The 21459-nt window shown below is 67.9% G+C and carries 27 protein-coding genes; 7 read left to right on the plus strand and 20 right to left on the minus strand.

Going from position 1 to position 21459, the window contains the following annotated elements; translation table 11 throughout:
- Positions 1 to 213 precede the first annotated feature (213 nt).
- From MUG78_RS02705 to MUG78_RS02785, 17 genes are all read right to left on the minus strand, one after another.
- A complete protein-coding gene (locus tag MUG78_RS02705; RefSeq protein ID WP_246991961.1) occupies positions 214 to 1050 on the minus strand; it encodes an ABC transporter permease in 837 nt (278 codons plus the stop codon).
- The gene (locus MUG78_RS02710; RefSeq protein ID WP_246991963.1) at positions 1050 to 1880 is read right to left on the minus strand and encodes an ABC transporter permease; all 831 of its coding nucleotides are present in this window, start codon (positions 1878 to 1880) and stop codon (positions 1050 to 1052) included. Before MUG78_RS02710 ends, MUG78_RS02705 begins: the two co-directional genes overlap by 1 nt.
- Positions 1877 to 3400 carry an ATP-binding cassette domain-containing protein gene (locus tag MUG78_RS02715; RefSeq protein ID WP_246991965.1) on the minus strand — a complete coding sequence of 508 codons (1524 nt, stop codon included), beginning with the start codon at positions 3398 to 3400 and terminating at the stop codon, positions 1877 to 1879. Before MUG78_RS02715 ends, MUG78_RS02710 begins: the two co-directional genes overlap by 4 nt.
- A 246-nt stretch (positions 3401 to 3646) precedes the next feature.
- A complete protein-coding gene (locus MUG78_RS02720; RefSeq protein WP_246991967.1) occupies positions 3647 to 4264 on the minus strand; it encodes a DUF8020 domain-containing protein in 618 nt (205 codons plus the stop codon).
- Positions 4265 to 4604: 340 nt separating this feature from the next.
- The gene (gene rpsQ / locus MUG78_RS02725) at positions 4605 to 4886 is read right to left on the minus strand and encodes a 30S ribosomal protein S17 (RefSeq protein WP_246991969.1); all 282 of its coding nucleotides are present in this window, start codon (positions 4884 to 4886) and stop codon (positions 4605 to 4607) included.
- On the minus strand, positions 4883 to 5116 hold the full coding sequence (gene rpmC / locus MUG78_RS02730; RefSeq protein WP_005936737.1) for a 50S ribosomal protein L29: 234 nt from the start codon (positions 5114 to 5116) through the stop codon (positions 4883 to 4885). The genes rpsQ and rpmC overlap by 4 nt, the downstream gene beginning before the upstream one ends.
- On the minus strand, positions 5116 to 5532 hold the full coding sequence (gene rplP, locus MUG78_RS02735) for a 50S ribosomal protein L16 (protein WP_246991971.1): 417 nt from the start codon (positions 5530 to 5532) through the stop codon (positions 5116 to 5118). Before rplP ends, rpmC begins: the two co-directional genes overlap by 1 nt.
- Positions 5533 to 5535: 3 nt before the next feature.
- The gene (gene rpsC, locus MUG78_RS02740) at positions 5536 to 6345 is read right to left on the minus strand and encodes a 30S ribosomal protein S3 (protein ID WP_246991973.1); all 810 of its coding nucleotides are present in this window, start codon (positions 6343 to 6345) and stop codon (positions 5536 to 5538) included.
- Between the two features lie 2 nt (positions 6346 to 6347).
- Positions 6348 to 6758, minus strand: a complete 411-nt coding sequence (rplV, locus tag MUG78_RS02745; protein ID WP_246991975.1) for a 50S ribosomal protein L22 — start codon at positions 6756 to 6758, stop codon at positions 6348 to 6350.
- 2 nt (positions 6759 to 6760) lie between these two features.
- Positions 6761 to 7042: a 30S ribosomal protein S19 gene (gene rpsS / locus MUG78_RS02750; RefSeq protein ID WP_246991977.1), complete on the minus strand. Its 282-nt coding sequence runs from the start codon at positions 7040 to 7042 to the stop codon at positions 6761 to 6763.
- Positions 7043 to 7059: 17 nt separating this feature from the next.
- On the minus strand, positions 7060 to 7896 hold the full coding sequence (rplB, locus tag MUG78_RS02755; protein ID WP_246991979.1) for a 50S ribosomal protein L2: 837 nt from the start codon (positions 7894 to 7896) through the stop codon (positions 7060 to 7062).
- Between the two features lie 32 nt (positions 7897 to 7928).
- Positions 7929 to 8234 (minus strand): 50S ribosomal protein L23, encoded by a 306-nt coding sequence (rplW, locus tag MUG78_RS02760; RefSeq protein WP_246991981.1) that lies wholly within the window; start codon positions 8232 to 8234, stop codon positions 7929 to 7931.
- A gap of 2 nt (positions 8235 to 8236) precedes the next feature.
- Positions 8237 to 8896 carry a 50S ribosomal protein L4 gene (rplD, locus tag MUG78_RS02765; protein ID WP_246991983.1) on the minus strand — a complete coding sequence of 220 codons (660 nt, stop codon included), beginning with the start codon at positions 8894 to 8896 and terminating at the stop codon, positions 8237 to 8239.
- Complete coding sequence (rplC, locus tag MUG78_RS02770; protein WP_246991985.1) at positions 8893 to 9549, minus strand: 50S ribosomal protein L3; 657 nt, start codon at positions 9547 to 9549, stop codon at positions 8893 to 8895. The genes rplD and rplC overlap by 4 nt, the downstream gene beginning before the upstream one ends.
- Positions 9550 to 9563: 14 nt before the next feature.
- Positions 9564 to 9869 carry a 30S ribosomal protein S10 gene (rpsJ, locus tag MUG78_RS02775; protein WP_003938093.1) on the minus strand — a complete coding sequence of 102 codons (306 nt, stop codon included), beginning with the start codon at positions 9867 to 9869 and terminating at the stop codon, positions 9564 to 9566.
- A gap of 383 nt (positions 9870 to 10252) precedes the next feature.
- Positions 10253 to 10408 carry a hypothetical protein gene (locus MUG78_RS02780; protein WP_246991987.1) on the minus strand — a complete coding sequence of 52 codons (156 nt, stop codon included), beginning with the start codon at positions 10406 to 10408 and terminating at the stop codon, positions 10253 to 10255.
- On the minus strand, positions 10405 to 10605 hold the full coding sequence (locus tag MUG78_RS02785; RefSeq protein WP_246991989.1) for a hypothetical protein: 201 nt from the start codon (positions 10603 to 10605) through the stop codon (positions 10405 to 10407). Before MUG78_RS02785 ends, MUG78_RS02780 begins: the two co-directional genes overlap by 4 nt.
- 148 nt (positions 10606 to 10753) lie before the next feature.
- On the opposite strand from MUG78_RS02785, the gene MUG78_RS02790 reads away from it, so the two are divergent.
- From MUG78_RS02790 to MUG78_RS02820, 7 genes are all read left to right on the plus strand, one after another.
- Positions 10754 to 12394, plus strand: a complete 1641-nt coding sequence (locus MUG78_RS02790; protein WP_246991991.1) for an acyl-CoA synthetase — start codon at positions 10754 to 10756, stop codon at positions 12392 to 12394.
- Between the two features lie 136 nt (positions 12395 to 12530).
- The gene (locus MUG78_RS02795; RefSeq protein ID WP_246991993.1) at positions 12531 to 13283 is read left to right on the plus strand and encodes a succinate dehydrogenase cytochrome b subunit; all 753 of its coding nucleotides are present in this window, start codon (positions 12531 to 12533) and stop codon (positions 13281 to 13283) included.
- Position 13284: 1 nt separating this feature from the next.
- Positions 13285 to 15204, plus strand: a complete 1920-nt coding sequence (locus tag MUG78_RS02800; RefSeq protein ID WP_246991994.1) for a fumarate reductase/succinate dehydrogenase flavoprotein subunit — start codon at positions 13285 to 13287, stop codon at positions 15202 to 15204.
- Positions 15205 to 15212: 8 nt separating this feature from the next.
- Positions 15213 to 15962: a succinate dehydrogenase/fumarate reductase iron-sulfur subunit gene (locus MUG78_RS02805; protein ID WP_246991996.1), complete on the plus strand. Its 750-nt coding sequence runs from the start codon at positions 15213 to 15215 to the stop codon at positions 15960 to 15962.
- 16 nt (positions 15963 to 15978) lie between these two features.
- Entirely contained in the window at positions 15979 to 16455 is a 477-nt protein-coding gene (locus tag MUG78_RS02810; RefSeq protein WP_246991998.1) for a hotdog fold domain-containing protein, read from the plus strand.
- A gap of 99 nt (positions 16456 to 16554) precedes the next feature.
- A complete protein-coding gene (locus tag MUG78_RS02815) occupies positions 16555 to 17295 on the plus strand; it encodes a DsbA family protein (protein ID WP_246991999.1) in 741 nt (246 codons plus the stop codon).
- On the plus strand, positions 17292 to 17954 hold the full coding sequence (locus MUG78_RS02820) for a vitamin K epoxide reductase family protein (RefSeq protein WP_246992001.1): 663 nt from the start codon (positions 17292 to 17294) through the stop codon (positions 17952 to 17954). The genes MUG78_RS02815 and MUG78_RS02820 overlap by 4 nt, the downstream gene beginning before the upstream one ends.
- Here MUG78_RS02820 and mftG read toward each other — a convergent pair.
- Genes mftG through mftE form a run of 3 tightly spaced genes read right to left on the minus strand, consistent with a single transcriptional unit; the run spans position 17933 to position 21384 of the window.
- Positions 17933 to 19258 (minus strand): mycofactocin system GMC family oxidoreductase MftG, encoded by a 1326-nt coding sequence (mftG, locus tag MUG78_RS02825; protein WP_246992003.1) that lies wholly within the window; start codon positions 19256 to 19258, stop codon positions 17933 to 17935. The two genes, MUG78_RS02820 and mftG, sit on opposite strands and share 22 nt — an antisense overlap.
- A 3-nt stretch (positions 19259 to 19261) precedes the next feature.
- Positions 19262 to 20662, minus strand: a complete 1401-nt coding sequence (mftF, locus tag MUG78_RS02830; RefSeq protein WP_246992005.1) for a mycofactocin biosynthesis glycosyltransferase MftF — start codon at positions 20660 to 20662, stop codon at positions 19262 to 19264.
- Positions 20659 to 21384: a mycofactocin biosynthesis peptidyl-dipeptidase MftE gene (gene mftE / locus MUG78_RS02835; RefSeq protein WP_246992007.1), complete on the minus strand. Its 726-nt coding sequence runs from the start codon at positions 21382 to 21384 to the stop codon at positions 20659 to 20661. Before mftE ends, mftF begins: the two co-directional genes overlap by 4 nt.
- Positions 21385 to 21459 lie beyond the last annotated feature (75 nt).

A 21459-nucleotide genomic window follows, 5' to 3' on the forward strand; every position in this document is an offset into this window, starting at 1 on the left:
ACATTTCATCCCGTTGCGCCGACAGCGGCTCCGACCATGCGCCTGGTTGTTGGGCGACGGGAACAACCTCCATTGTGACCGTTCAAATCGGTTTGGCGAACCACATCGCACTACGCTGCTGTCTGCCACCACCCATCGACTCCAGGTGACCAGGGAATCCTGCTGTGGCCCCTGTGACCTTGTCGGAATAAATACATCCGTTCGGAGGACATCTCATGCGCCGACCGCCGCCCTTCGATAGCCGCGCAAAGCCGGATAGGCCGACAGCACCATGATCACGACGGTCCAGACGATCACCTTGATCAAGTCGGCGGCGATCGGGCCGCCCTGGGCCAGCGACCTCATCACTTCGATGGCCGGGGTCATCGGCTGGTTGGCGACGATCGGCTGCAGCCACCCCGGATAACCGTCGATCGGCGAGAATCCCGAGTTGAAGAACATCATGAACGTCGTCAGCAGACCGATGTAGGCGACCAGGGGCAGGCCCGGGCGGGAGATCACCGCAGTAGCGAGCGTCAGCATGGCGAATGCCGTGGCGTACATGACGGCGACCGCGAACAGTCCGATAGCCGGCCCGATCCCCTGAGTGAAGCGGAAGCCGATGGTGAATCCCGCTCCTACCAACACGATTGACGTGAGGAGCGCGCGGAGGGATTCCGAGAGCACGCGGGCCGAGAAGTCCGCAATGCGATTGATCGGCAGCACATAGAGCCGACTCAGCAACCCGGAGCCGCGTTCGATCACCAGCCGGATCGCCGCGACGCCCGAGCCGAACATGGTGCTGGTGAGCAACACCAGTGGGACCGTGCCGTACACGCTGTCGTGGCCGGTCGCTTTACTCACCACGTCCCCGAGGACCACTTTGAACATCAGCAGCGTCAACGCAGGGAAGATCACCACCTGGATCACGGTCGCGGGATCCCGGAAGGCGACGAGCAGCTGGCGCCCCACGAGCACCGAGGTCTGCCGGAACCACGCCGCGAAAGATCGCTCAGGCAGCGCGACGATCTCATCGGGTCGTATGGCAGCGAGTTCAGTATTGACCCTCATTACCGGCTCTTCCTCGACGCGATCGCGAACAGCACTACACCGACAGCCACCAAGCCGACGATCCACCAGACCGTGGGAGCCAGGATCTGCCACGTCAGGTTTCCATCGGTAGCTCCGCGCATGGCGAGTACCACCTGGGAGATCGGCTGGTTCCTGACGAACCCCTGAATCCAGGATGGAAACTGCGAGAGCGGCATGAAACCGTTGGAGAGCATGCCGAGAATCAGGGTCGGGAAGGCGACGAGCTGACTGGTGATCGTCGGACTGTCGCTGACCATGCCGATGCCATCGGAGACGAAGGCCAGTGCGGCACCGATCGCGCCGACGATGAGCACGGAGAACAGAGCCCCTTGCCATCCTCCCCCGCCGTCGGCGACCGATACCGGGCGCCACCCGATCAGGAGGCACGAGATCAAACCGAAGACCAGCGCGGCGAACAGCAGCACCGTGTTGGTGGCGGTGCGTGCCAGGAACGGGACGAGCGCAGGCATGGGCAGGGAGCGGAAGCGGTCGTGCACCCCGGCGTGGCCGTCCATCGCCGATTTCAGTGCCGCGGAGGATGCCACGAACGCCATCGCCTGCAGCATGATTATGGGCATCAAGAATTGCGCATAGTCGATACCCGTCACGCCATCGACGACTTTGCGGAGCGGAAGATAGAAACACATCGCCAGCATCGCCGGCGACACGAACGCGAAGATGAACTCACCGTTCCGGTAGGCATTCAGGATTCCGCGCGCGGTCAGCACCCACCACTGCCGGAACCCCTGAGGCTGCGGCTGCGTCTCAGGCGCAACGATCGATCGCGGCGTCTCCGCGACCGCCGTCATCGGCTCCCCTCCTCGACGGCGCCCTCGGCGTCCTTGTTTCGCGGTTCGGTGAGGCTCAAGAAGACCTCATCGAGCGACGGCCGGCGCAGCATGACGTCCGAGAGGGGAATCTGTGCCCGCTCGGTGCGCCGGAGGACCTCCGCAAGGGTTTCCGGGCCGTTCGGCGCGGGAACCGACAGTGTCCCATCCGGCGCAGCCTCGTCGCTGGCTGCCGAGCCGAGAAGATCGCTGAGCGCAGCGCGCAGCCGAGGCACATACGCCGGGTGCACGGGTGTCACCTCGCAATAGGCGGCACCCGTAGCAGCCTTCAACTCGTCCGAGGTCCCCTCCGCGATCACCTTGCCCTTGTCGATCACGACGATCCGGTCGGCGAGCACGTCGGCTTCTTCGAGGTACTGGGTGGTCAGCAGGATCGTGACACCCTGCGACCGCAGTTCTTCGACGAACGCCCACACATCCTGGCGGCTGCGCGGATCCAGACCGGTTGTGGGCTCGTCCAGGAACACCACCTCGGGCATGGTGACCATCCCGCAGGCGATGTCGATTCGTCGGCGCATACCTCCCGAATACTCGCGCACCTTTTTCTCTGCCGCCGCAACCAATCCGAACGACTCGAGCAGCTCGGCCGCACGCGCGCGCGCCGCCTTCTTGCTGAGCCCAAGCAGCCGGGCGAACATCACCAGGTTCTCCCGCCCGCTGAGCTGTTCATCGAGCGCAGCGAACTGTCCGGTCAGCGTGATTGCCCGGCGTACGGCGGGCGCTTCGTGAACTACGTCGTATCCGGCCACCGAGGCGGTCCCGCTGTCGGGCTTCAGCAAGGTGGTGAGCATGTTGACCGTCGTCGTCTTGCCGGCGCCATTCGGTCCCAGAAGCGCGACGATCCGGCCCTTGTGAACCCGCAGACTCACGTCATCGACTGCGGTGAAGCCCTTGAACTCCTTCCTCAATCCGCGGGCCTCGATCGCGACTTCGAGGTCTTCGGCCGGGGGGATCGGCACCGCGTCGAGCGCAGCGAACGAGGTCGTCTCCACCTGTGTGGCTTCGAATTCAGCCTGCGATCCGATGGGAGCGGGCGGGTTGGCGACCGCTGCCGTTGCAATGTCCCAGCCGATGCGTTCTGGAGCCGGCATCCGGCGCACGGTTGGGGCGCGCTCTTCGACGAGCGGTTCGGGCATGGCGCGCGGCCGCGCGGAACCCGGAATCACCCACCGGCTCAATTCCTCACGCTCAGCATTACGGGTGAGGCGATGCCCGCCGGCTCGCTCCGCACGAGCGGAACCTCCGGTCTCACTGTCGAGTTCACTTCGCCACGCCCGCAACTGCGCGAGCGTCGGGTCATCACTCGGCACCCAGGGCTTTGCGACCTCTCGCGATGACCGTTCGAGCCGATGCGCCCCGGCAGAGCGTGATCGAGTCGGCACCGAGTCGTCCGGCTCCGCAGGCTTGACCGCCGCCGCGTCCTGGTCGAATGCGGCACGAGCGGGTGTCCCTGCAGTGGGCGATTGGTCGCGGTCAGTCATGTCGTCCTTTGTCAGCTGCAGGGGCCGGTTTCAGCGCGTTCGGGTGCACACCGAGCAAAGGGAGCGCGAACCACTCCCTCATGTGAGGCTATCGACACCTGCGCACCCGCTGTCCATCGGTGTCGAAGTTGAGACTGATCAGATGACATGTCGCCGCGTGGTCACGCATCTAGCGCGCCCGGAAGGCAGGCCCACCCCTGTGAGTCACCGTGCGGTGTCAACCGACTTCCGGCCGTGACGATTGTGTCAGCACCACTTCGGCGTGAACTTCGAATTGACCGTCGCGAAGTATCGCGCGAACGCGCCGTTCGCTGCCGCCCCACCAAGTCCGATTCCGGCACCGATGAGCCCACCGATGGCACCGCCGATCGGGATGGTCACGATTCCGACGATTCCGATAACGGCGCCGATGATAGCGCCGACCAGCGCTCCGATAGTGACCGAGGTGGCCAGTTCGCTATTGAGCGTCTCCAATGCCTCATGGTCGCGCTGCGCCTTGGTGGCCGGCCCACAGACGATCTGGCCCGGCTTGCGCTTCTTGGCCACCTGGGTGCGCGCCACACGCGAGGGAGTCAGCGTGGCAGTCTTGCCCTTGACGATCGCGGCGACGTCGTACTCGGACTTGTCCGGGGCGACGAAGGTGAGGTTGTACTTGTCGACGGTCTTTCCCGCGCGATTCTTGACGACCAGGTAACCGTCCTCGACCGCAACGCTGCCATTGCTGACAGTGAACTCGACACTGTCCTCATGGCGCTCCGCCTGAGCCCGTACTGCGCCGTCGGGCTCGGCACGGGCGACTCCCTGCGCAAACGGAAGCGCAACCACCACGGCCAACACGATCAGGACCACCCGGCGCAGCAGCACTCGTAGCGTAGATTTCATCGAAGCCCACTCTCAATCATCGATCGTATGCCGCAACTAGCTCGCACAGATCCGTCTTCATTGAAAGGTTACGTTACCGGGACGGTCATGACACGAAATAATCACGAAGGCTCAATTGAGGAAGATTCCTACGTTCAAGTGACACTCAAATGAGGGCAACAGTTCCCTGGGGACCTCGCGGACCACGACGTCACCCGAATCGGACCGCTGTCCAAACACATCCCGAGCGTGCACCGAGAGGCGCGAACGCCGAGAGGCTCGGCGCCCCAAACAGGGAACCGAGCCTCTCAGACTACTCAACAGAGACTGCTGGAAAACGACCTTACTTGGCCTTCTCCAGCACCTCGACCAGGCGCCAGCGCTTGGACTTGCTCGTCGGACGAGTCTCCATCAGACGAACACGGTCGCCGATGCCGGCGGTCTCCTGCTCGTCGTGCGCCTTGACCTTGCTGGTGGTGCGGATGATCTTGCCGTAAAGCGGGTGCTTCACGCGATCCTCGAGCTCCACCACGATGGTCTTGTCCATCTTGTCACTGACGACGTAACCGATCCGCTCCTTGCGGCGGTTGCGCTCTTCCACGTTCACGTTCTGGTCCTCACTCATGCGTCGTCACCTTCCGGACCGGACGCCAAGCCCAGCTCACGTTCGCGCATGACGGTGTAGATACGTGCGATCTCGCGACGCACGGTCCGCAGGCGGCGGTTGTTGTCGAGCTGGCCGGTGGCCATCTGGAAACGAAGGTTGAAAAGCTCTTCCTTCGACTCCTTCAGGCGGTCGACCAGATCGGTGTCGCTGAGCTCACGGAGCTCACCAGCAGCGATTCCGAGTGCCATCAGAACTGCTCCTCTCTGGTCACGATCCGGGTCTTCATGGGGAGCTTGTGCTGTGCGCGACGCAGGGCCTCGCGAGCGGTCTCCTCATTGGGGTAGGTCATCTCGAACAGGATGCGACCCGGCTTGACGGGGGCGACCCACCACTCGGGCGAACCCTTACCGGAACCCATGCGGGTCTCGGCCGGCTTCTTCGTGATCGGACGGTCCGGGAAGATGTTGATCCAGACCTTGCCACCTCGCTTGATGTGGCGGTTGATCGCGATACGAGCGGATTCGATCTGACGGTTGGTGATGTAGGCGCTCTCCAGTGCCTGGATACCGTAGTCACCGAAGGTGACCTTGGTGCCGCCCTTGGCCCGACCCTTGAGGCTCGGGTGGTGCTGCTTGCGGTGCTTGACCCGACGAGGGATCAACATGCCTCAGCCCTCCTGGTTCTCGGCCTGCTCGGGAGCAGGCGCGGTGGCTTCCGCGGTGACCGCAGCGCGGCCGGCCTCGGTGCTGGTACCGGTGGTGCCGGACGCACCGCTGCGACGCGGGCGGCTCGGCCGACGCGAACGACGGTCCTCGGCTGCCGGAGCGGCCGCAGCCTGCTCGCGACGTCCACCGACGATGTCGCCCTTGTAGATCCACACCTTGACGCCGATACGACCGAAGGTGGTCTTCGCCTCGAAGAAGCCGTAGTCGATGTCGGCGCGCAGCGTATGCAGCGGCACGCGTCCCTCGCGGTAGAACTCCTTGCGGCTCATCTCGGCACCGCCCAGACGACCGGAGCACTGGACACGAATGCCCTTGACGCCCGGCTGACGCATGGCGGACTGGATGGCCTTGCGCATTGCGCGACGGAACGCCACGCGGTTGCTCAGCTGCTCGGCGACACCCTGGGCGACGAGCTGCGCATCCGCTTCGGGGTTCTTGACCTCGAGGATGTTCAGCTGCACCTGCTTGCCGGTGAGCTTCTCCAGCTCGCCACGGATGCGATCGGCTTCGGCGCCGCGGCGACCGATGACGATGCCCGGACGGGCGGTGTGGATGTCGACGCGGACCCGGTCACGGGTGCGCTCGATGTCGACACCGGAGATGCCGGCGCGCTCGAGGCCCGTGTTCAGGAGCTTGCGGATCGCGACGTCTTCCTTGACGTACTCGGCGTACTGCTTGTCGGCGTACCACCGGGTGTTCCAGTCGGTGGTGATGCCGAGGCGGAAGCCGTGCGGGTTGATCTTCTGGCCCATGCTCAGGCTCCCTTCTTCTTCTGCTGACGCGAGCGCTTGCGATCGGCGACCTCGCCGACGCTCGACACCACCACGGTGATGTGGCTGGTCCGCTTGCGGATCCGGAAAGCACGACCCTGAGCACGCGGCTGGAACCGCTTCATGGTCGGGCCTTCGTCGGCGAACGCTTCGGTGATCACCAGGGTGCGACGGTCCAGGCCGAGGTTGTTCTCGGCGTTGGCGACGGCGCTGGCGAGCACCTTGGCGACCGGCTCGCTGGCGGCCTGCGGAGCGAACCGCAGGATGTCCAGTGCCTCGTCGACGTTCTTGCCGCGGACCAGGTCGATCACGCGACGAGCCTTCATCGGCGTGACACGCACGAACTTGGCAACTGCGCGTGCGCTCTGCACTTCGTTTTCAGTCTGAGTACTCATGATTACCGGCGCTTCGCTTTCCGGTCATCCTTGATGTGACCCTTGAAGGTGCGGGTAGGGGCGAACTCGCCGAGCTTGTGGCCCACCATCGAGTCCGACACGAACACGGGCACGTGCTTGCGACCGTCATGGACCGCAAAGGTGTGACCGATGAAGTCGGGGATGATGGTCGAACGGCGGGACCAGGTCTTGATGACCTGCTTGGTGCCCTTCTCGTTCTGCAGATCCACCTTCTTCAGAAGGTGGTCGTCGACGAACGGGCCTTTCTTCAGGCTACGTGGCATTTCTTACCTCCTCCTAGTTATCGCTTGTTCTTGCCGGTACGACGACGACGGACGATCATCTGGTCGCTGGCCTTGTTCTTGCGGGTGCGGCCTTCCTTCTGACCCCACGGGCTGACCGGGTGGCGACCACCCGAGGTCTTGCCCTCGCCGCCACCGTGCGGGTGGTCGACCGGGTTCATCACGACGCCACGCACGGTCGGGCGCTTGCCCTTCCAGCGCATACGGCCGGCCTTGCCCCAGTTGATGTTCGCCTGCTCGGCGTTGCCGACCTCGCCGACGGTGGCGCGGCAGCGCACGTCGACGCGACGGATCTCGCCCGACGGCATACGCAGGGTCGCGTACGGACCCTCCTTGCCGAGGAGCTGGATCGAGGCGCCGGCACTGCGAGCCATCTTCGCACCGCCGCCCGGGCGCAGTTCCACGTTGTGGATCTGGGTACCGGTCGGGATGTTGCGCAGCGGCAGGTTGTTGCCGGGCTTGATGTCGGCGTTGGGGCCGGACTCGACGATGGTGCCCTGCGTCAGGCCCTTGGGGGCGATGATGTAGCGCTTTTCGCCATCGACGTAGTGCAGCAACGCGATCCGCGCAGTGCGGTTCGGGTCGTACTCGATGTGAGCGACCTTGGCGTTGATGCCGTCCTTGTCATTACGACGGAAATCGATCAGGCGGTAGGCACGCTTGTGCCCGCCACCGCGATGCCGGGTGGTGATCCGGCCGTGTGCGTTACGACCACCGGTGCTGTGCAGCGGGCGGATCAGCGACTTCTCCGGATGGTCACGGGTGACCTCGGAGAAGTCGGCACCGCTGGAGCCACGACGGCCCGGCGTTGTCGGCTTGTACTTACGAATAGCCATTTGTCTTAAGTCCCTCTCTCAGAGCGCGCCGGTCAGGAGACCGGGCCCCCGAAGATCTCGATGGGATTGCTGCCGTCACGCAGCGTCACGATGGCGCGCTTGGTGTCCTTGCGCTTGCCGTAGCCCGAGCGGGTGCGCTTGCGCTTGCCCTGGCGGTTGGCGGTGTTGACGCTGTCGACCTTCACATCGAAGATCTTCTCAATCGCGATCTTGATCTGGGTCTTGTTGGCATCCGGGTGGACCAGGAAGGTGTACTGGCTGTCTTCCTGCAGGCCGTAGGCCTTCTCCGAGATCACCGGTGCCAGAATGATGTCACGCGGATCAGCGTGGGTCGCCATTCTCAGGCCTCCTTCTTGGTGTTCGCCTCGATGAAGGCGTTCAGCGTCTCGACGCTGAACACGATCTCGTCGGCGTCCAGGACGTCGTAGGTGTTCAGCTGATCCGGAGCGATCGCGTGCACGTTCTTCAGGTTCGCGATGCTCTTGCGGGCAGCGTCGTCCTCGCGGCTGATGACCACGAGGAACTTGCGGCGAGCGCTGAGCTCCTCGAGGAAGGTGCGTGCCGACTTGGTCGACGGCACCTGGCCGGCCACCAGTTCGGTGATCACGTGGATCCGCTCGTTACGCGCACGGTCAGACAAAGCACCGCGGAGTGCGGCGACCTTCATCTTCTTGTTGACCTTCTGCGTGTAGTCGCGCGGCTGCGGACCGTGCACGATGCCGCCGCCGACGAACTGCGGTGCGCGGATCGAACCCTGACGGGCGCGACCGGTGCCCTTCTGGCGGTACGGCTTCACGCCGCCGCCGCGGACCTCGGCGCGCGTCTTGGTCGAGTGCGTGCCCTGGCGGCCTGCGGCCTGCTGGGCGATGACGACCTGGTGCATCAGCGCGATGTTGGCGGTCTGATCGAACAGGGCGGCCGGCAGCGCGACGGTGCCGTTGGTGGCACCGCCCGGAGCGCGGACGTCCAGCGTCAGCTTGGTTGCGGTTTCGGTGCTCACTTGTCGCCACCCTTCACTGCGTCGCGAACCACCACGATGCCGCCCTTGCGGCCGGGGATCGCGCCCTTGATCAGCAGGAGACCGGCCTCGGCGTCCACCTTGTAGACGGTGAGGTTCTGCGTGGTCACCTTGTCGTTACCCATACGACCGGCCATCCGCATGCCCTTGAACACGCGGCCCGGGGTGGCGCAGCCACCGATGGAGCCGGGTGCACGGTGCACGCGATGCGCGCCGTGGGTGGCATTCATGCCGGCGAAGCCGTGACGCTTCATGACGCCGGCGAAGCCCTTGCCCTTCGAGGTGCCGGTCACGTCGACCTTGACACCGTCGGCGAACAGGTCGGCGCCCAGTTCCTGACCCACCTCGAACGCCGCGGCATCCGCGACGCGGATCTCGGCGAGGTGGCGACGCGGGGTGACACCGGCCTTGGCGAACTGGCCGGCGACCGGCTTGCTCACCTTGCGGGGGTCGATGGCGCCGTAGGCGAGCTGCACGGCGCTGTAGCCGTCGCGCTCGTCGGTGCGGAGCTGGGTGACGACGTTGCCGCCGGTCGCGATGACCGTCACCGGGACGACCCGGTTCTGCTCGTCGAATACCTGAGTCATACCGAGCTTGGTGCCCAGCAGACCCTTCTTTGCAATCTGGTTGCTCATTGTCTAATCCCCCGTCACTGAATGTTGACGTCGACGCTGGCCGGGAGGTCGATGCGCATCAGCGCGTCGACCGTCTTCGGCGTCGGATCGAGGATGTCGATGAGTCGCTTGTGCGTGCGCATCTCGAAGTGTTCGCGGCTGTCCTTGTACTTATGCGGCGAACGGATAACGCAGTACACATTCTTTTCGGTGGGCAACGGCACCGGGCCGACCACGCGTGCACCCGTACGGGTCACGGTCTCGACGATCTTGCGCGCAGAAGCGTCGATCGCCTCGTGGTCGTAGGCCTTGAGCCTGATGCGGATCTTCTGTCCCGCCACGCTTGTGTCCTCTTCCGTCTCTATGTCTCTCGACGAACAGAACACCGCGTGGACTCAACACCCGCTCATATCGATGCGGGCGGCAACGGAGCCACACATGACCAACACCCGTTTGACTTGGGCGCGATCGACGCTGTTCTTTTCGTCGTTGTACGCTGCCGGACCCGAAGGTCCGACGCTGGTGATTCACCAGCCGGTTTCCCCGGCACCCGCGGTCGGGCGTGTCGGTCCGTAGCTTCGAGACGAAGCACGCGTTACACGCCCGGGTCCACGTTTCGTGTCCCGGAGAAGTGTCATCGCCTCGCGAGGAGGCAACCTGACTAGTATGCACCACGCCGCCAGCCTGCACAAATCCCTGCCGGAGCGGAATCGGGTCGACTGCGTCACACCCGCCGCAGCACGTAGGCGGTGTAGCCGTACTCCCCACCGTAGTCGCGGCGCACCGCTATCTCCGCCCGCGCCGACGCCAGCAGATCGTCGTCGACGCCCTGTGCCGCGAACTCGTCGAGGAACGGCCGGTGCGTGTCGACGGCGGTCACCGTGCCACCGGTGAGCTCGGCGAGCCGGATCGTCGACGACCCCGGCCCGGAGCCGATGTCGAGGACGGGCGCGGCGCCAGTGGCCCGGCCAGGCGCAGCAGCAGGTCGGTGGTCGCCGCCGAGCCGGGCGCCTGCCGGGGCAAGCCCGCGTGCAGTCGAGCGAAGAAGGCGTACAGGTCAGATTCCTTGTCGGCCATGCCATTCAGGGTCGCACAGCGTTGCCGCACCACAACGGAAGAATCCGACGAAGGCCCTGGTGCGCGACGCGCGGTCACAGTAACGTGAGCCAGCACACAACTAGGTGCAAACAATGAGACGCGGCGTGAGCCGGGAGTCAGGGGATCCATGTCGAAGCTCGGAACGATCATCGAGTCACTGTCGGACGCCGTCGGGGCGGTGAAGGTGATGAGCGGTTCCGGCGCCATCGACTTGAGCAACCCGAAGCGCGTGATCGGCATGGTCAAGTCCAACAAGCTGATCGGCCCCACCGCCACCGTGCTGGCACACAAGGCGATCGACATCCCGGATGCCCCCGCGGTGAGCGACGAGCACGGCACCTTGACCTGGGCGGAGTTCGACGCGCAGGTCAACATGCTCGGCAACGCCTTCCTGGGCGCGGGCCTGCGACCGGGCTCGGTGGTCGGCATCATCGCCCGCGATCATCGGGCCGTGCCGATGGCGCTGTGCGCCGCCGGACGCAGCGGGGTGCGCCTGGCCATGATGAACACCGGCTTCGGCGCTACCCAGTTCGCGGAGGTCGCCACCCGCGAAGGGGTCGAGGCGATTCTCTACGACGAGGAGTTCAGCGAGCTCGCGGACACCCTGCCCGACGACCTGCTCCGCATCGTCACCTGGACCGACGGCGAGCAGCCGATCCGCGCCGACGCGCGCACCCTCGATGACATCGTGGCCGCCGGCGATCCGACGCCGCCGCCGATGCCGGAGGCCTTCGGCGGCATGGTGATCCTCACCAGCGGCACCACCGGCCTGCCGAAGGGCGCCAGCCGCAACAAGTTCGCCCCGTTCGCCAGCGCCCTGATCCTCGATCGCATCCCGCTCCCGCGCAACGGCTCCATGGTGATCGTGTCCCCGATCTTCCACTCCACCGGCTTCGCGCTCTGGGGCGTCGGGTTGGGACTGGCCAACGAGACGGTCCTGATGCGGCGGTTCGACGCCGAGAAGACGCTCGCCGCGATCGAGCGGCACCGTTCGCAGGCACTGGTCGCAGTGCCGACCATGCTGCACCGGATGATCGCCCTCGGCCCGGAGGTGATCGGCAAGTACGACCTGAGCAGCCTGGAGACGGTCGTGGTGGCCGGCTCGGCGCTCTCCCCCACGCTGTGCGAGGAGTTCCAGGACGCCTTCGGCGACGTTCTGTACAACCTGTACGGCTCCACCGAGGTCGGCGTCGCCACCGTCGCGCAACCCGCCGAGCTGCGCAGGGCGCCGGGCACCATCGGCAAGCCGCCGGTGACCAGCCACATGGCCCTCTTCGACGACGACGGCCGGCGCATCACCGCGACCAACACCAAGGGCCGCCTGTTCGTCCGCACCGGAGCCCCCTTCGAGGGCTACACCGACGGCCGCAACAAGGACTTCATCGACGGCTACATGTCCAGCGGCGACATGGCCTACGTCGACGACGACGGCCTGTGGTTCATCGCCGGCCGTGACGACGACATGATCGTCTCCGGCGGCGAGAACGTGTACCCGTTGGAAGTGGAGAACCTGCTCGCCGAGCACCCGCACGTGGACGACGTCGCGGTGATCGGCGTCGACGACGACGAGTACGGCACCCGCCTGCGCGCCTTCATCGTCCTGGCCGAGGGTGCACCGGAGGATCCGGACGCTCTCCGCGCCCATGTGAAGGCCAACCTGGCGCGCTACAAGGTGCCGCGCGACGTCGTCTACATCGAGGATCTCCCGCGCAACCCGACGGGCAAGCTGGTCCGCCGCCTCCTGCCGACCGGCCCGCTGGAGGCCTGACTCCCGCGAGTCGACTCGGTTCCCGCGAAAGATTCCCGCTCCCGCGGGTGCCCACGGCACCCGCGGGAGCGGACTCGTCTCGCGGGAACGGCGCGGGCTCGCCCGCGAGCGCGCGCGGTCGGCTAGCGTCGGCGACATGGGAACGTCTTTGCCGCCGGTAGCGGTGCCGGCACCGCGGTCGACGACGCCGGCGCCGCGGCGGCGCGCGCCGCGGCCGTCGACCGTGACCCTCAAGGTGACGATGGCGCTCACCGGCACCGTGTTCGCGCTCTACGTCCTGGTGCACATGATCGGAAACCTGAAGGTCTACACCGGGGCCGAGCATTTCGACGCCTACGCGCACTGGCTGCGGACGCTGGCCGAACCCCTGCTGCCCTACGAGGGCGCGCTGTGGATCTTCCGCGTGGTCCTCCTCGCCTGCCTGGTGGCGCACGTGGGCGCCTCGGCGCTGATCGTGGTGCGCGCCCGCCGCGCGCGCGGCCGGGTGCGGCGCACCGGCATGGGCTGGCGACGGATCCCGGCCACCCTGATGCCGTACACCGGGCTGGTCCTGCTGGTCTTCATCGTGGTGCACATCCTCGACCTGACCACCGGCACCCGACCGGTGGCCCCGGCCGGGTTCGTCGACCCCACGCAGACCTCCTCGGACGCCTACCAGAACCTCACCGAGAGTCTGCAGCGCTGGCCGATGGCGGTGTTCTACCTGTTCGTGATGGCCATGCTGTTTCTGCATCTGGTGCACGGACTGTGGACCCTCGCCAACGACTTCGGCGTCACCGGCCAACGCACCCGACAGGTGTGGGCGCTGGTGGCGCTGGTCGTCGCCGGCGCGGTGGCACTGGGCGACCTGAGCATTCCGATCGCCGTCCTGGCCGGGTGGGTGGGCTGACATGGACGAACTGCTCCGCTCCGGCGCACCCGCGGGCGACCCGGCCACCGCTTGGGCCCGCCGCCGCGACGACTACCGGCTCGTCGGCCCGCTGAACCGCCACAAGTTCTCGGTGATCGTGGTCGGCACCGGACTGGCCGGCGCCGGCACCGCCGCTGCACTGGGCGAGCTCGGCTACCGCGTGCATGCCTTCACCTTCCACGACGCCCCGCGGCGCGCGCACAGCGTGGCCGCGCAGGGCGGCATCAACGCCGCACGCGCCCGCAAAGTGGACAACGACTCGGTGCGGCGCTTCGTGGCCGACACGGTGAAGGGCGGCGACTTCCGCGGCCGCGAGGCCGACGCCTTCCGGTTGGCGGAGGAGTCGGTGCGGGTGATCGACCACCTCAACGCCCTCGGTGCGCCCTTCGCGCGCGAGTACGGCGGCGCGCTGGCCACCCGCAGCTTCGGCGGCGTGCAGGTCTCGCGCACGTATTACACGCGCGGGCAGACCGGCCAGCAGCTGCAGGTGGCCGCGAGCGGCGCCCTGCAGCGCCAGGTCGCGGCGGGCAACGTCACCCTGCACACTCGGCAGGAGATGCTCGACCTGATCGTCGCCGACGGCCGCGCCCAGGGCATCGTGGTGCGCGACCTGGTGACCGGAGAAATCGGCGCGCAGACCGCGCACGCCGTAGTGCTGGCCACCGGCGGCTACGGCACCGTCTTCTTCCAGTCGACGCTGGCACGCAACTCCAACGCCACCGCCGCCTGGCGCGCGCACCGGCGCGGGGCGCTGCTGGCCTCGCCGTCGTTCGTCCAGTTCCATCCCACGGCGCTGCCGGTGAACGCACCGTGGCAGACCAAGACCACGCTGATGAGCGAATCGTTGCGCAACGACGGCCGGATCTGGGTGCCCAGCCGCGCCGGCGACGACCGCCCGGCGAACACCATCTCCGAAGACGAGCGCGACTACTACCTGGAACGCAAGTACCCGACGTACGGGAACCTCACCCCGCGCGACGTGGCGTCGCGGGCCGCACGCGAGCAGATCGAGGCCGGGCACGGCGTGGGGCCGCTGCGCAACAGCGTCTACCTCGACTTCGCCGACGCCCGCGCCCGCCTCGGCAAGGCCGTGCTCGCCGAGCGCTACGGCAACCTGTTCGACATGTACCGCGACGCCACCGGCGAGGACCCCTACGAGGTGCCGATGCGGATCGCGCCGGCGGCGCACTTCACCATGGGCGGACTGTGGTCGGACTACGACCTGATGACGTCGATCCCCGGGCTCTTCGTCGGCGGCGAAGCCGGGTGGGGCTATCACGGCGCCAACCGGCTCGGCGCCAACTCGCTGCTGTCGGCGTGCGTGGACGGCTGGTTCACGCTCCCCTACTCGGTGCCGAATTATCTGGCCGGTCTGCTCGGCGAGCCGGTGCTGGCGTCCGACCACGACGCCGTGCGGCAGGCCGCGACCGATGTGCACGCACGGATCGAGGCGCTGACCGGGATCGGCGGCACCACCGGGCCCGCGGTGTTCCATCGTGAGCTCGGCGAGATCCTCTACCGCGGCTGCGGCGTGGCCCGCAGCGCCGCCGGCCTGCGCACCGCCCTCGACGAGATCGACGCGCTGAGCCGTCGCTTCTGGTCGGACCTGCGAGTCACCGGCGGCACCGGCGCGTTCAATCAGCAGCTCGAGCACGCCGGCCGCGTCGCCGACTTCCTCGAACTGGCGCGACTGATGTGCCTGGACGCGCTCGACCGCGACGAGTCCTGCGGCGCACACTTCCGCACCGAGCATCAGACGGCCGACGGCGAGGCCCTCCGCAACGACGACGACTGGTGCTTCGCCTCGGCCTGGGAGACCACGCCGGACGGGACCGCGGTGCGCCACCGCGAGCCACTGACCTTCGACGCCGTCGGCCTGACCACCCGCAACTACCGATAGGACGCCCCGTGGACATCACCGTCGAAGCCTGGCGCCAGGACCGCCCGGACGCCCCCGGCCGCTTCGAGAGCTACGTGGTCACGGGCGTCACGCCGCAGATGTCGCTGCTCGATGTGCTCGATCTGCTGAACTCCCAGCTGGTGGCCGCGGGCGACGAGCCCGTCGCCTTCGACTCGGACTGTCGGGAGGGCATCTGCGGCGCGTGCGGGATCACCGTGAACGGCCGGCCGCACGGCCCGGTGCCGAACACGCCGACGTGCCTGCAGCACCTCGCGCAGTTCCCGGAGACCACGCACCTGCGCGTGGAGCCGTTCCGCGCCCACGCCTTTCCGGTGGTGCGCGACCTGGCGGTGGACCGATCCGCACTGGACCGGGTGATCCAGGTCGGCGGCCACGTGGACGTGATGACCGGGCAGGCCGCCGACGCCGACGCCGAACTGATCGGCCACGACACCGCCGAGCGGGCCCTCGACTTCGGCGCCTGTATCGGGTGCGGCGCGTGCGTGGCCGCGTGCCCGAACGGCTCGGCCCACCTGTTCGCCGGCGCCAAACTGCTCCACCTGTCGCAGCTGAGCTACGGCAAGCAGGAGCGCGGTCGCCGCGCCCGCGCGGTCGCCGGCAGCCTCGACCACGATTTCGGCCCGTGCTCGAGCTTCGGCGAATGCGCGCAGGTCTGCCCGGCGGACATCGACCTGTCCGCGGTGGCCGCGGTGAATCGGGAGGCTGTGCGCGCGGCCTTCCGCCGTCGACCTGACTGACCGGTAAGGTAGGCCCATGGCTACCGAATCCCCGACGTACTCCCTGCGTAAGCGCCTGCCCGCGAATCGTCTCGGCAACACCCTGTTCTCGCTCGGCATGGTCGCGCGGGTGCCCTACTTCGGCACGGTGCTGCCCATGGTCCAGGAGATGCGGCCGGGCTACTGCCGCGTGTCGTCGCCGAACTGGTTCGGCGTGCACAACCACCTCGGCACCTTCCACGCCATCGCCGCCTGCAACCTCGCCGAGGCCGCGATGGGCATGCTGATGGAGGCGACGACGCCCACCAGCCACCGCTGGATCCCCAAGGCGATGAACGTGCAGTACCTGGCCAAGGCGAAGACCCGGCTCACCGCGCACGCCGAGCTGGCCGAGCCCATCGACTTCGCGGCGATCGACGACGGCGCCGAGGTGGTGGTGAGCATTCGAATCTGCGACACCGGCGGCGCCGAAGTGGTCCACGCCGACATCACCACGTGGGTCACCCGCGCCTGACCCCGGCCCTACGCTGCTCTCAGGTACGACAAGTAGTGTTATGCGCGACAATTCCCCCGTCGTTTCCGCGGGGCGTACACGTGACGAAGGACCAATGCCTTGAGTGCCAACCGTGTGATCGATCCGCGCGCTGCTGAAAAGCGCCGTTCCCTCCTCATCACCTTCGCCGCCGTCATGGCGCTCGTGGTGATCGCCGCCGGTGTGATCATCTGGGCGGTCAACCGCGGCGACAGCGGCAGCGGCGGGACCGCGGTGCCGACGACGGGGGTCACCACCGACAACGCCATCCGTATCTCCGCTGCACCGGCGGGCAGCACTCCGCCGGTCGTCATCACCGTGACCGAGGACTTCCAGTGCCCGGCGTGCAAGAGCTTCGAAGAGCTCATGGGACCGACGCTGAACGGTTTCACGGACAACCCGAAGGTCGCCGTCGACTACGTGACGATCAACATGCTCGACAGCATGTCGTCGACCGAGTACTCCACGCGCGCGGCCAACGCGTCGATGTGCGTTGCCGAGAAGACCGGCAAGGACGGCGACTTCGCCACCTGGATGAAGTTCCACAACGCGCTGTTCGTCTCGCAGCCCGCCGAGGGCGGCGCCGGCCTGTCCGACTCGCAGATCATCTCGATCGCCAAGGAGTCCGGCGTCGAGGGCATCGACAGCTGCATCAAGAACGTCGAGTACCGCAACTGGATCGACGACACCTCGGCGAAGGCGATGAGCCAGCCCGGCTTCGAAGGCACCCCGAGCGTCCGCATCAACGGCGACGTGGTGCAGCTGAGCACCCCCGACGACCTGCAGGCCAAGGTGGACGCCATCCTCGAGGGCGCTAAGTGACCACCACGGTGGACGCCGACACCGGCGGCGACCCCGGAGCGGACCCCGCTCCGGTCGCCCAGCCCGACGCGTCCGTCACGCAGAAGCTGCTGGAGCTGCGCCCGATCGGCGCCGTCGCCTCGTGGGTGATGCTGGTCTGCGGCATCCTCGGCATAGCCGGATCCGCGGCGCTCTCCATCGAGCGCGTCGAACTGTTCAAGAACCCCGCCTACTCGGCGTCGTGCAATTTCAGCCCGGTGCTGTCGTGCACGTCGGTGATGAAGACCGAGCAGGCCGAGTTCCTGAACTTCCCGAACCCGTTCCTCGGACTCCCGGCGTTCGCGGTGATCCTGGTGACGGCGCTGCTCTCGCTCGGCAAGATCGCGCTGCCTCGCTGGTACTGGATCGGCCAGACCCTGATCACCGCGGTCGGCTTCGTGTTCGTCAATTACCTTGCCTTCCAGAGCATTTACCGCATCGGCGCGCTCTGCCCGTACTGCATGGTGGTTTGGACGGTCACCCCGATCATTCTGGTGTTGAGCCTCTCGCGCGCCCTCGGCGACGGCCCGCGCCTGTCGCTGGTGCGCGATGCCTCGTGGATCGTGCTGGCCGCCTGGTACCTGATCGTCATCATCGCCGCCGGTGAGCGGTTCTGGTACTACTGGAAGACTCTGTTCTGACCGGTTAGTCCTTCAGCGATCGCCCACGCGACCATCGCGTTGGTCGCGTGGGGGCCGCTGTGGACGGGCCCGGGCAGTACCGACCCGTCCACCACACGCAGCCCGCGCAGTGCGCGGAAGCTCCCGAGGTGGTCCACGTCCGGTCCACCGAGTGGCAGGGTGCCCGTCGCATGTTGGGACATGCCGATCGTCGGATCGATCTCGATCGAGCCGGGCACCACGAGTTCGGCGAACTCCGCCGCCGCCAACATCTGCGCGACCTGCGCTGCGCCGCGGTCCATCCGGGCCAGCGACTCCGGGGTCGGCGCACCCAGATCCAGACCTACTTGGTCGACCGCACCGCGGGTCGGCTCGAGCATGTCGGTCACGCCGATCGGCACCCCGCGCTCCGCGTGCCCGCCGAGGAAACGCGCGAAATCGCCGCTGTAGCACCGGATCTCGAGGCCGTCGTCGGTGTGCACCACCGACTGCAGCAGCGCCGGCGCCCGCAGGCTCCGCCGTGGCGTGAACCGCACCAGCCGCTCCGCATGCTCGTGGGTCGGCAAGCGCGGCAGCCCGAGGGCGTGCAGGACCCCGCTGCGCAGCAGCAGGTCCGCGGTGCCGAGAGTGCCGGCGGCGAGGATCACTTCACCGGCCGCGACGGTCTCGCCGCCGATCCGTACCCCGTGCGCACGCCGGCCGTCGTGCACGATCTCCGCCACCGTCGTCTCGCCGAGCACCGTGAGCCCGGGCGTCGGCGACGACAGGAAGGCGTCGGCGGCGGTGAACCGGCGGCCCGCGCGCCGATTGCTCCGTACGCGAACCAGTCCGGGGCGCGACCAGGCGCCGCGTGTCGGCGGGCCCAGCCGCGGCGTCCAGTACTGTTCGAAGGCCGCGGCGACGTCGCCGAGTTCGTCGTCGGCGAAGGACGAGACGCTCATGGCCCCGCCCCCGACGTCACCGCCGTCGAGCGCGGTGAAGGCCGCGGCACACCGTTCGGTGGTCCACCACGAGGGCCACTCGTCGAGGTCCACGAGGTGGGGCCGGAGGAAGTAGCCGCCGTTGATCGCGGCCGATCCCCCGAGCCCGCGGCCGCGGACCACCGGTCGACGACGAATCTCGGCCACCGGTGCACTGCGTTCCGGATCATCGAGGGGCAGCCGGGTCAGCGCCGTGATCGACGGATCCGGCAGCCGCCCGGGGCCGCGTTCGACGAGCAGTACCGACCGATCCCCGGCCGCGGCCAGCCGACCGGCCACGATGGCGCCCGCGGTACCCGCACCGACCACCACCACGTCCACCGACGCCGGCGGTTGCGCGGCCATCGGTCAGAGCCTCAGGACCGGAACCAGGGCCGCCGGACTGGCTGCGGTCAGCACGCCCTGCCACAGGCCCGCACCGTAGGCCAGGTCGTCGAGTCTGCGCATGAGGACGAAGCCGAGCGGTCCCACCGCCGGGGGCCTCGACTGCAGCACTTGATCGCGCAGCCACCAGACGGCGCCCTCGGCCACCGCCAGTTGCAGCACCACCCGACGGAAGCGTGGAATCACCAGTGCCGCCAGCAGAGTGAGCGGCCAGTAATGCCGCAACAGGGCCTGGCTGGCCTGCAGCAGGCCCCACCCGATGCCGCGGCCGGTCGCGGACGCGGCGATCACGTCGCGCCCGGGGACCCCGGCGAGCAGCTGCCGGGTGCGGTACATGGAGTACAGCGCCACCACCGACGCCAGCAGCAGGCCGATCCGCGTGCGAGTCATCAGGCCGACCACCGCGAGCGCCATCGCTGCCGTCGCCATCACCGGTGCCGCCGTGGTGCCGTGCCGGCCGGCCAGCTGGGCGGCACCGGTCCCGTAGTAGCGCCGACGGTTCAGCAGCTCGCGCAGCGACTCGCGATGATCGTGGCGGACGTGCGCGATCGGGTCGTAGTACACGCGCCACCCGGCGGCGTGGGTGCGCCAGCAGAGGTCCACGTCCTCGGCCACTCGCAACGACTCGTCGAAGCCGAGGAAGGCGGACCTACGGACCACCATGGCCGCGCTGGGGACGTAGGCGAGCGCCGTGCCGGGTGCGACTGGCGCCTCGGTCGGCCCCATGTCCAGGGAGGAGTGCGCGTTGGCGTAGCGGGCCACCACCGAACCGCCCGACGGCAGGCGGCGGCCCACCACGCGGGGAGCCACGATGGCGACCTTAGGATCGGAGAAGTGCCCGAGCAGGATGATCAGCCAGTCCCGCGTGGGCACGGTATCCGAGTCGAGGAAGGCGACGAACTCGGTCTGCGCGGCGGCCAGTCCGGCGTTGCGCGCGGCGGCCGGGCCGCGGTTGACGTCGAAGCGGATCAGCGTCACGCCGTCGGGCACCCGCAGCGGCACCGCGGAACCGTCGTCGACCACGATCACCCGTCGGTCGGCGAGGGCCGCCAGCATGGTGTCGACGCCGGATTGGTTGTCGCGCACCGGAATCACCACGGTCACCGCATCGGTGTTCGGTCCGTTCATCGGGCGCGGCAAGCCGATACCGGAGTCCAGAAGGGTGCGCGCGAGCCCGCGGGTGGCGGCGTCGTACACGGAGATCCGGCCGTCCGCCGAGGTCATGCCCAGCGCCGCATCGGAGAGCTTGAGGACGCGGGTGGGTGAGCCCCCGACCAGGTAGCGCAGGTCGCCGTTGCGCACGCACCGCCGGTCGATCTGCACCTCGAAGCCGTCCGGCAGCGCCGTCTCGGCGGGCCCGGTCACCGCAGCCGCCCCGCGTCGTCGACGGTCCACTCGGTCAGCGCGCGAGTCAACGTCGCGGCGACCTCCTCGAGATCCCGCGCCCCGTGCGCCGCATCGGCGCCGACCGGATCACCGAGCACCCCGTTCGGACTGACCCCGGCCGTGCCGACGGCCCGCAAGTCGTCGAGCAGTTCGACGATGGGCGCGGTGTTCCCCGCCTCGGCCCGATCCATCCGCACGCGCTCCGGCGAGATGTCCAGCAGCACAGCGGTTTCCGTGCGTCCGGCGTGTGCATCGGCACCCGGGAAGGCGCACGGGAACCACGCTGCGTCCCGACTCTCGGCGCGCAGCTGCGCCACCGCCGCCACCACCGCGGCGCCGTTGCCGCCGTGCGCGTTGACGAAGACGAGACGCTGCGCCCACCGGCACGCGCTGCGCCCGAACTCCAGCAGCAGAAGGGTCAGCGCCTCGGTGCCGATCGAGATGGTGCCGGGGAAGCCCTCGTGTTCGCCCGAGGCCCCGTACTCCACGGTCGGCGCCAGCAGGACCCGCGGCGCCGCGGGGGCGGCCGTACCGAGTGCCGCCACCGCGCGGGCGGCCACCGCCTCGCCGATGCGGGAATCGGTGTCCAACGGCAGGTGCGGCCCGTGCTGTTCGAACGAGCCGACGGGAACCACGAGCGTCACCGCGGCACCGGCGAGGTCGGGCCACACCGTCGAGGCGAGTCGCGGGACGGCATTCATTGCACCGACTCTACCGACGCGCCCGCCCCCGGTGAACCCCACCGTCCAATGTTCGCCCCGCTGCGCGCACCGCCA

Source organism: Gordonia alkaliphila (genome assembly GCF_023017165.1).
Classification (GTDB): domain Bacteria; phylum Actinomycetota; class Actinomycetes; order Mycobacteriales; family Mycobacteriaceae; genus Gordonia; species Gordonia alkaliphila.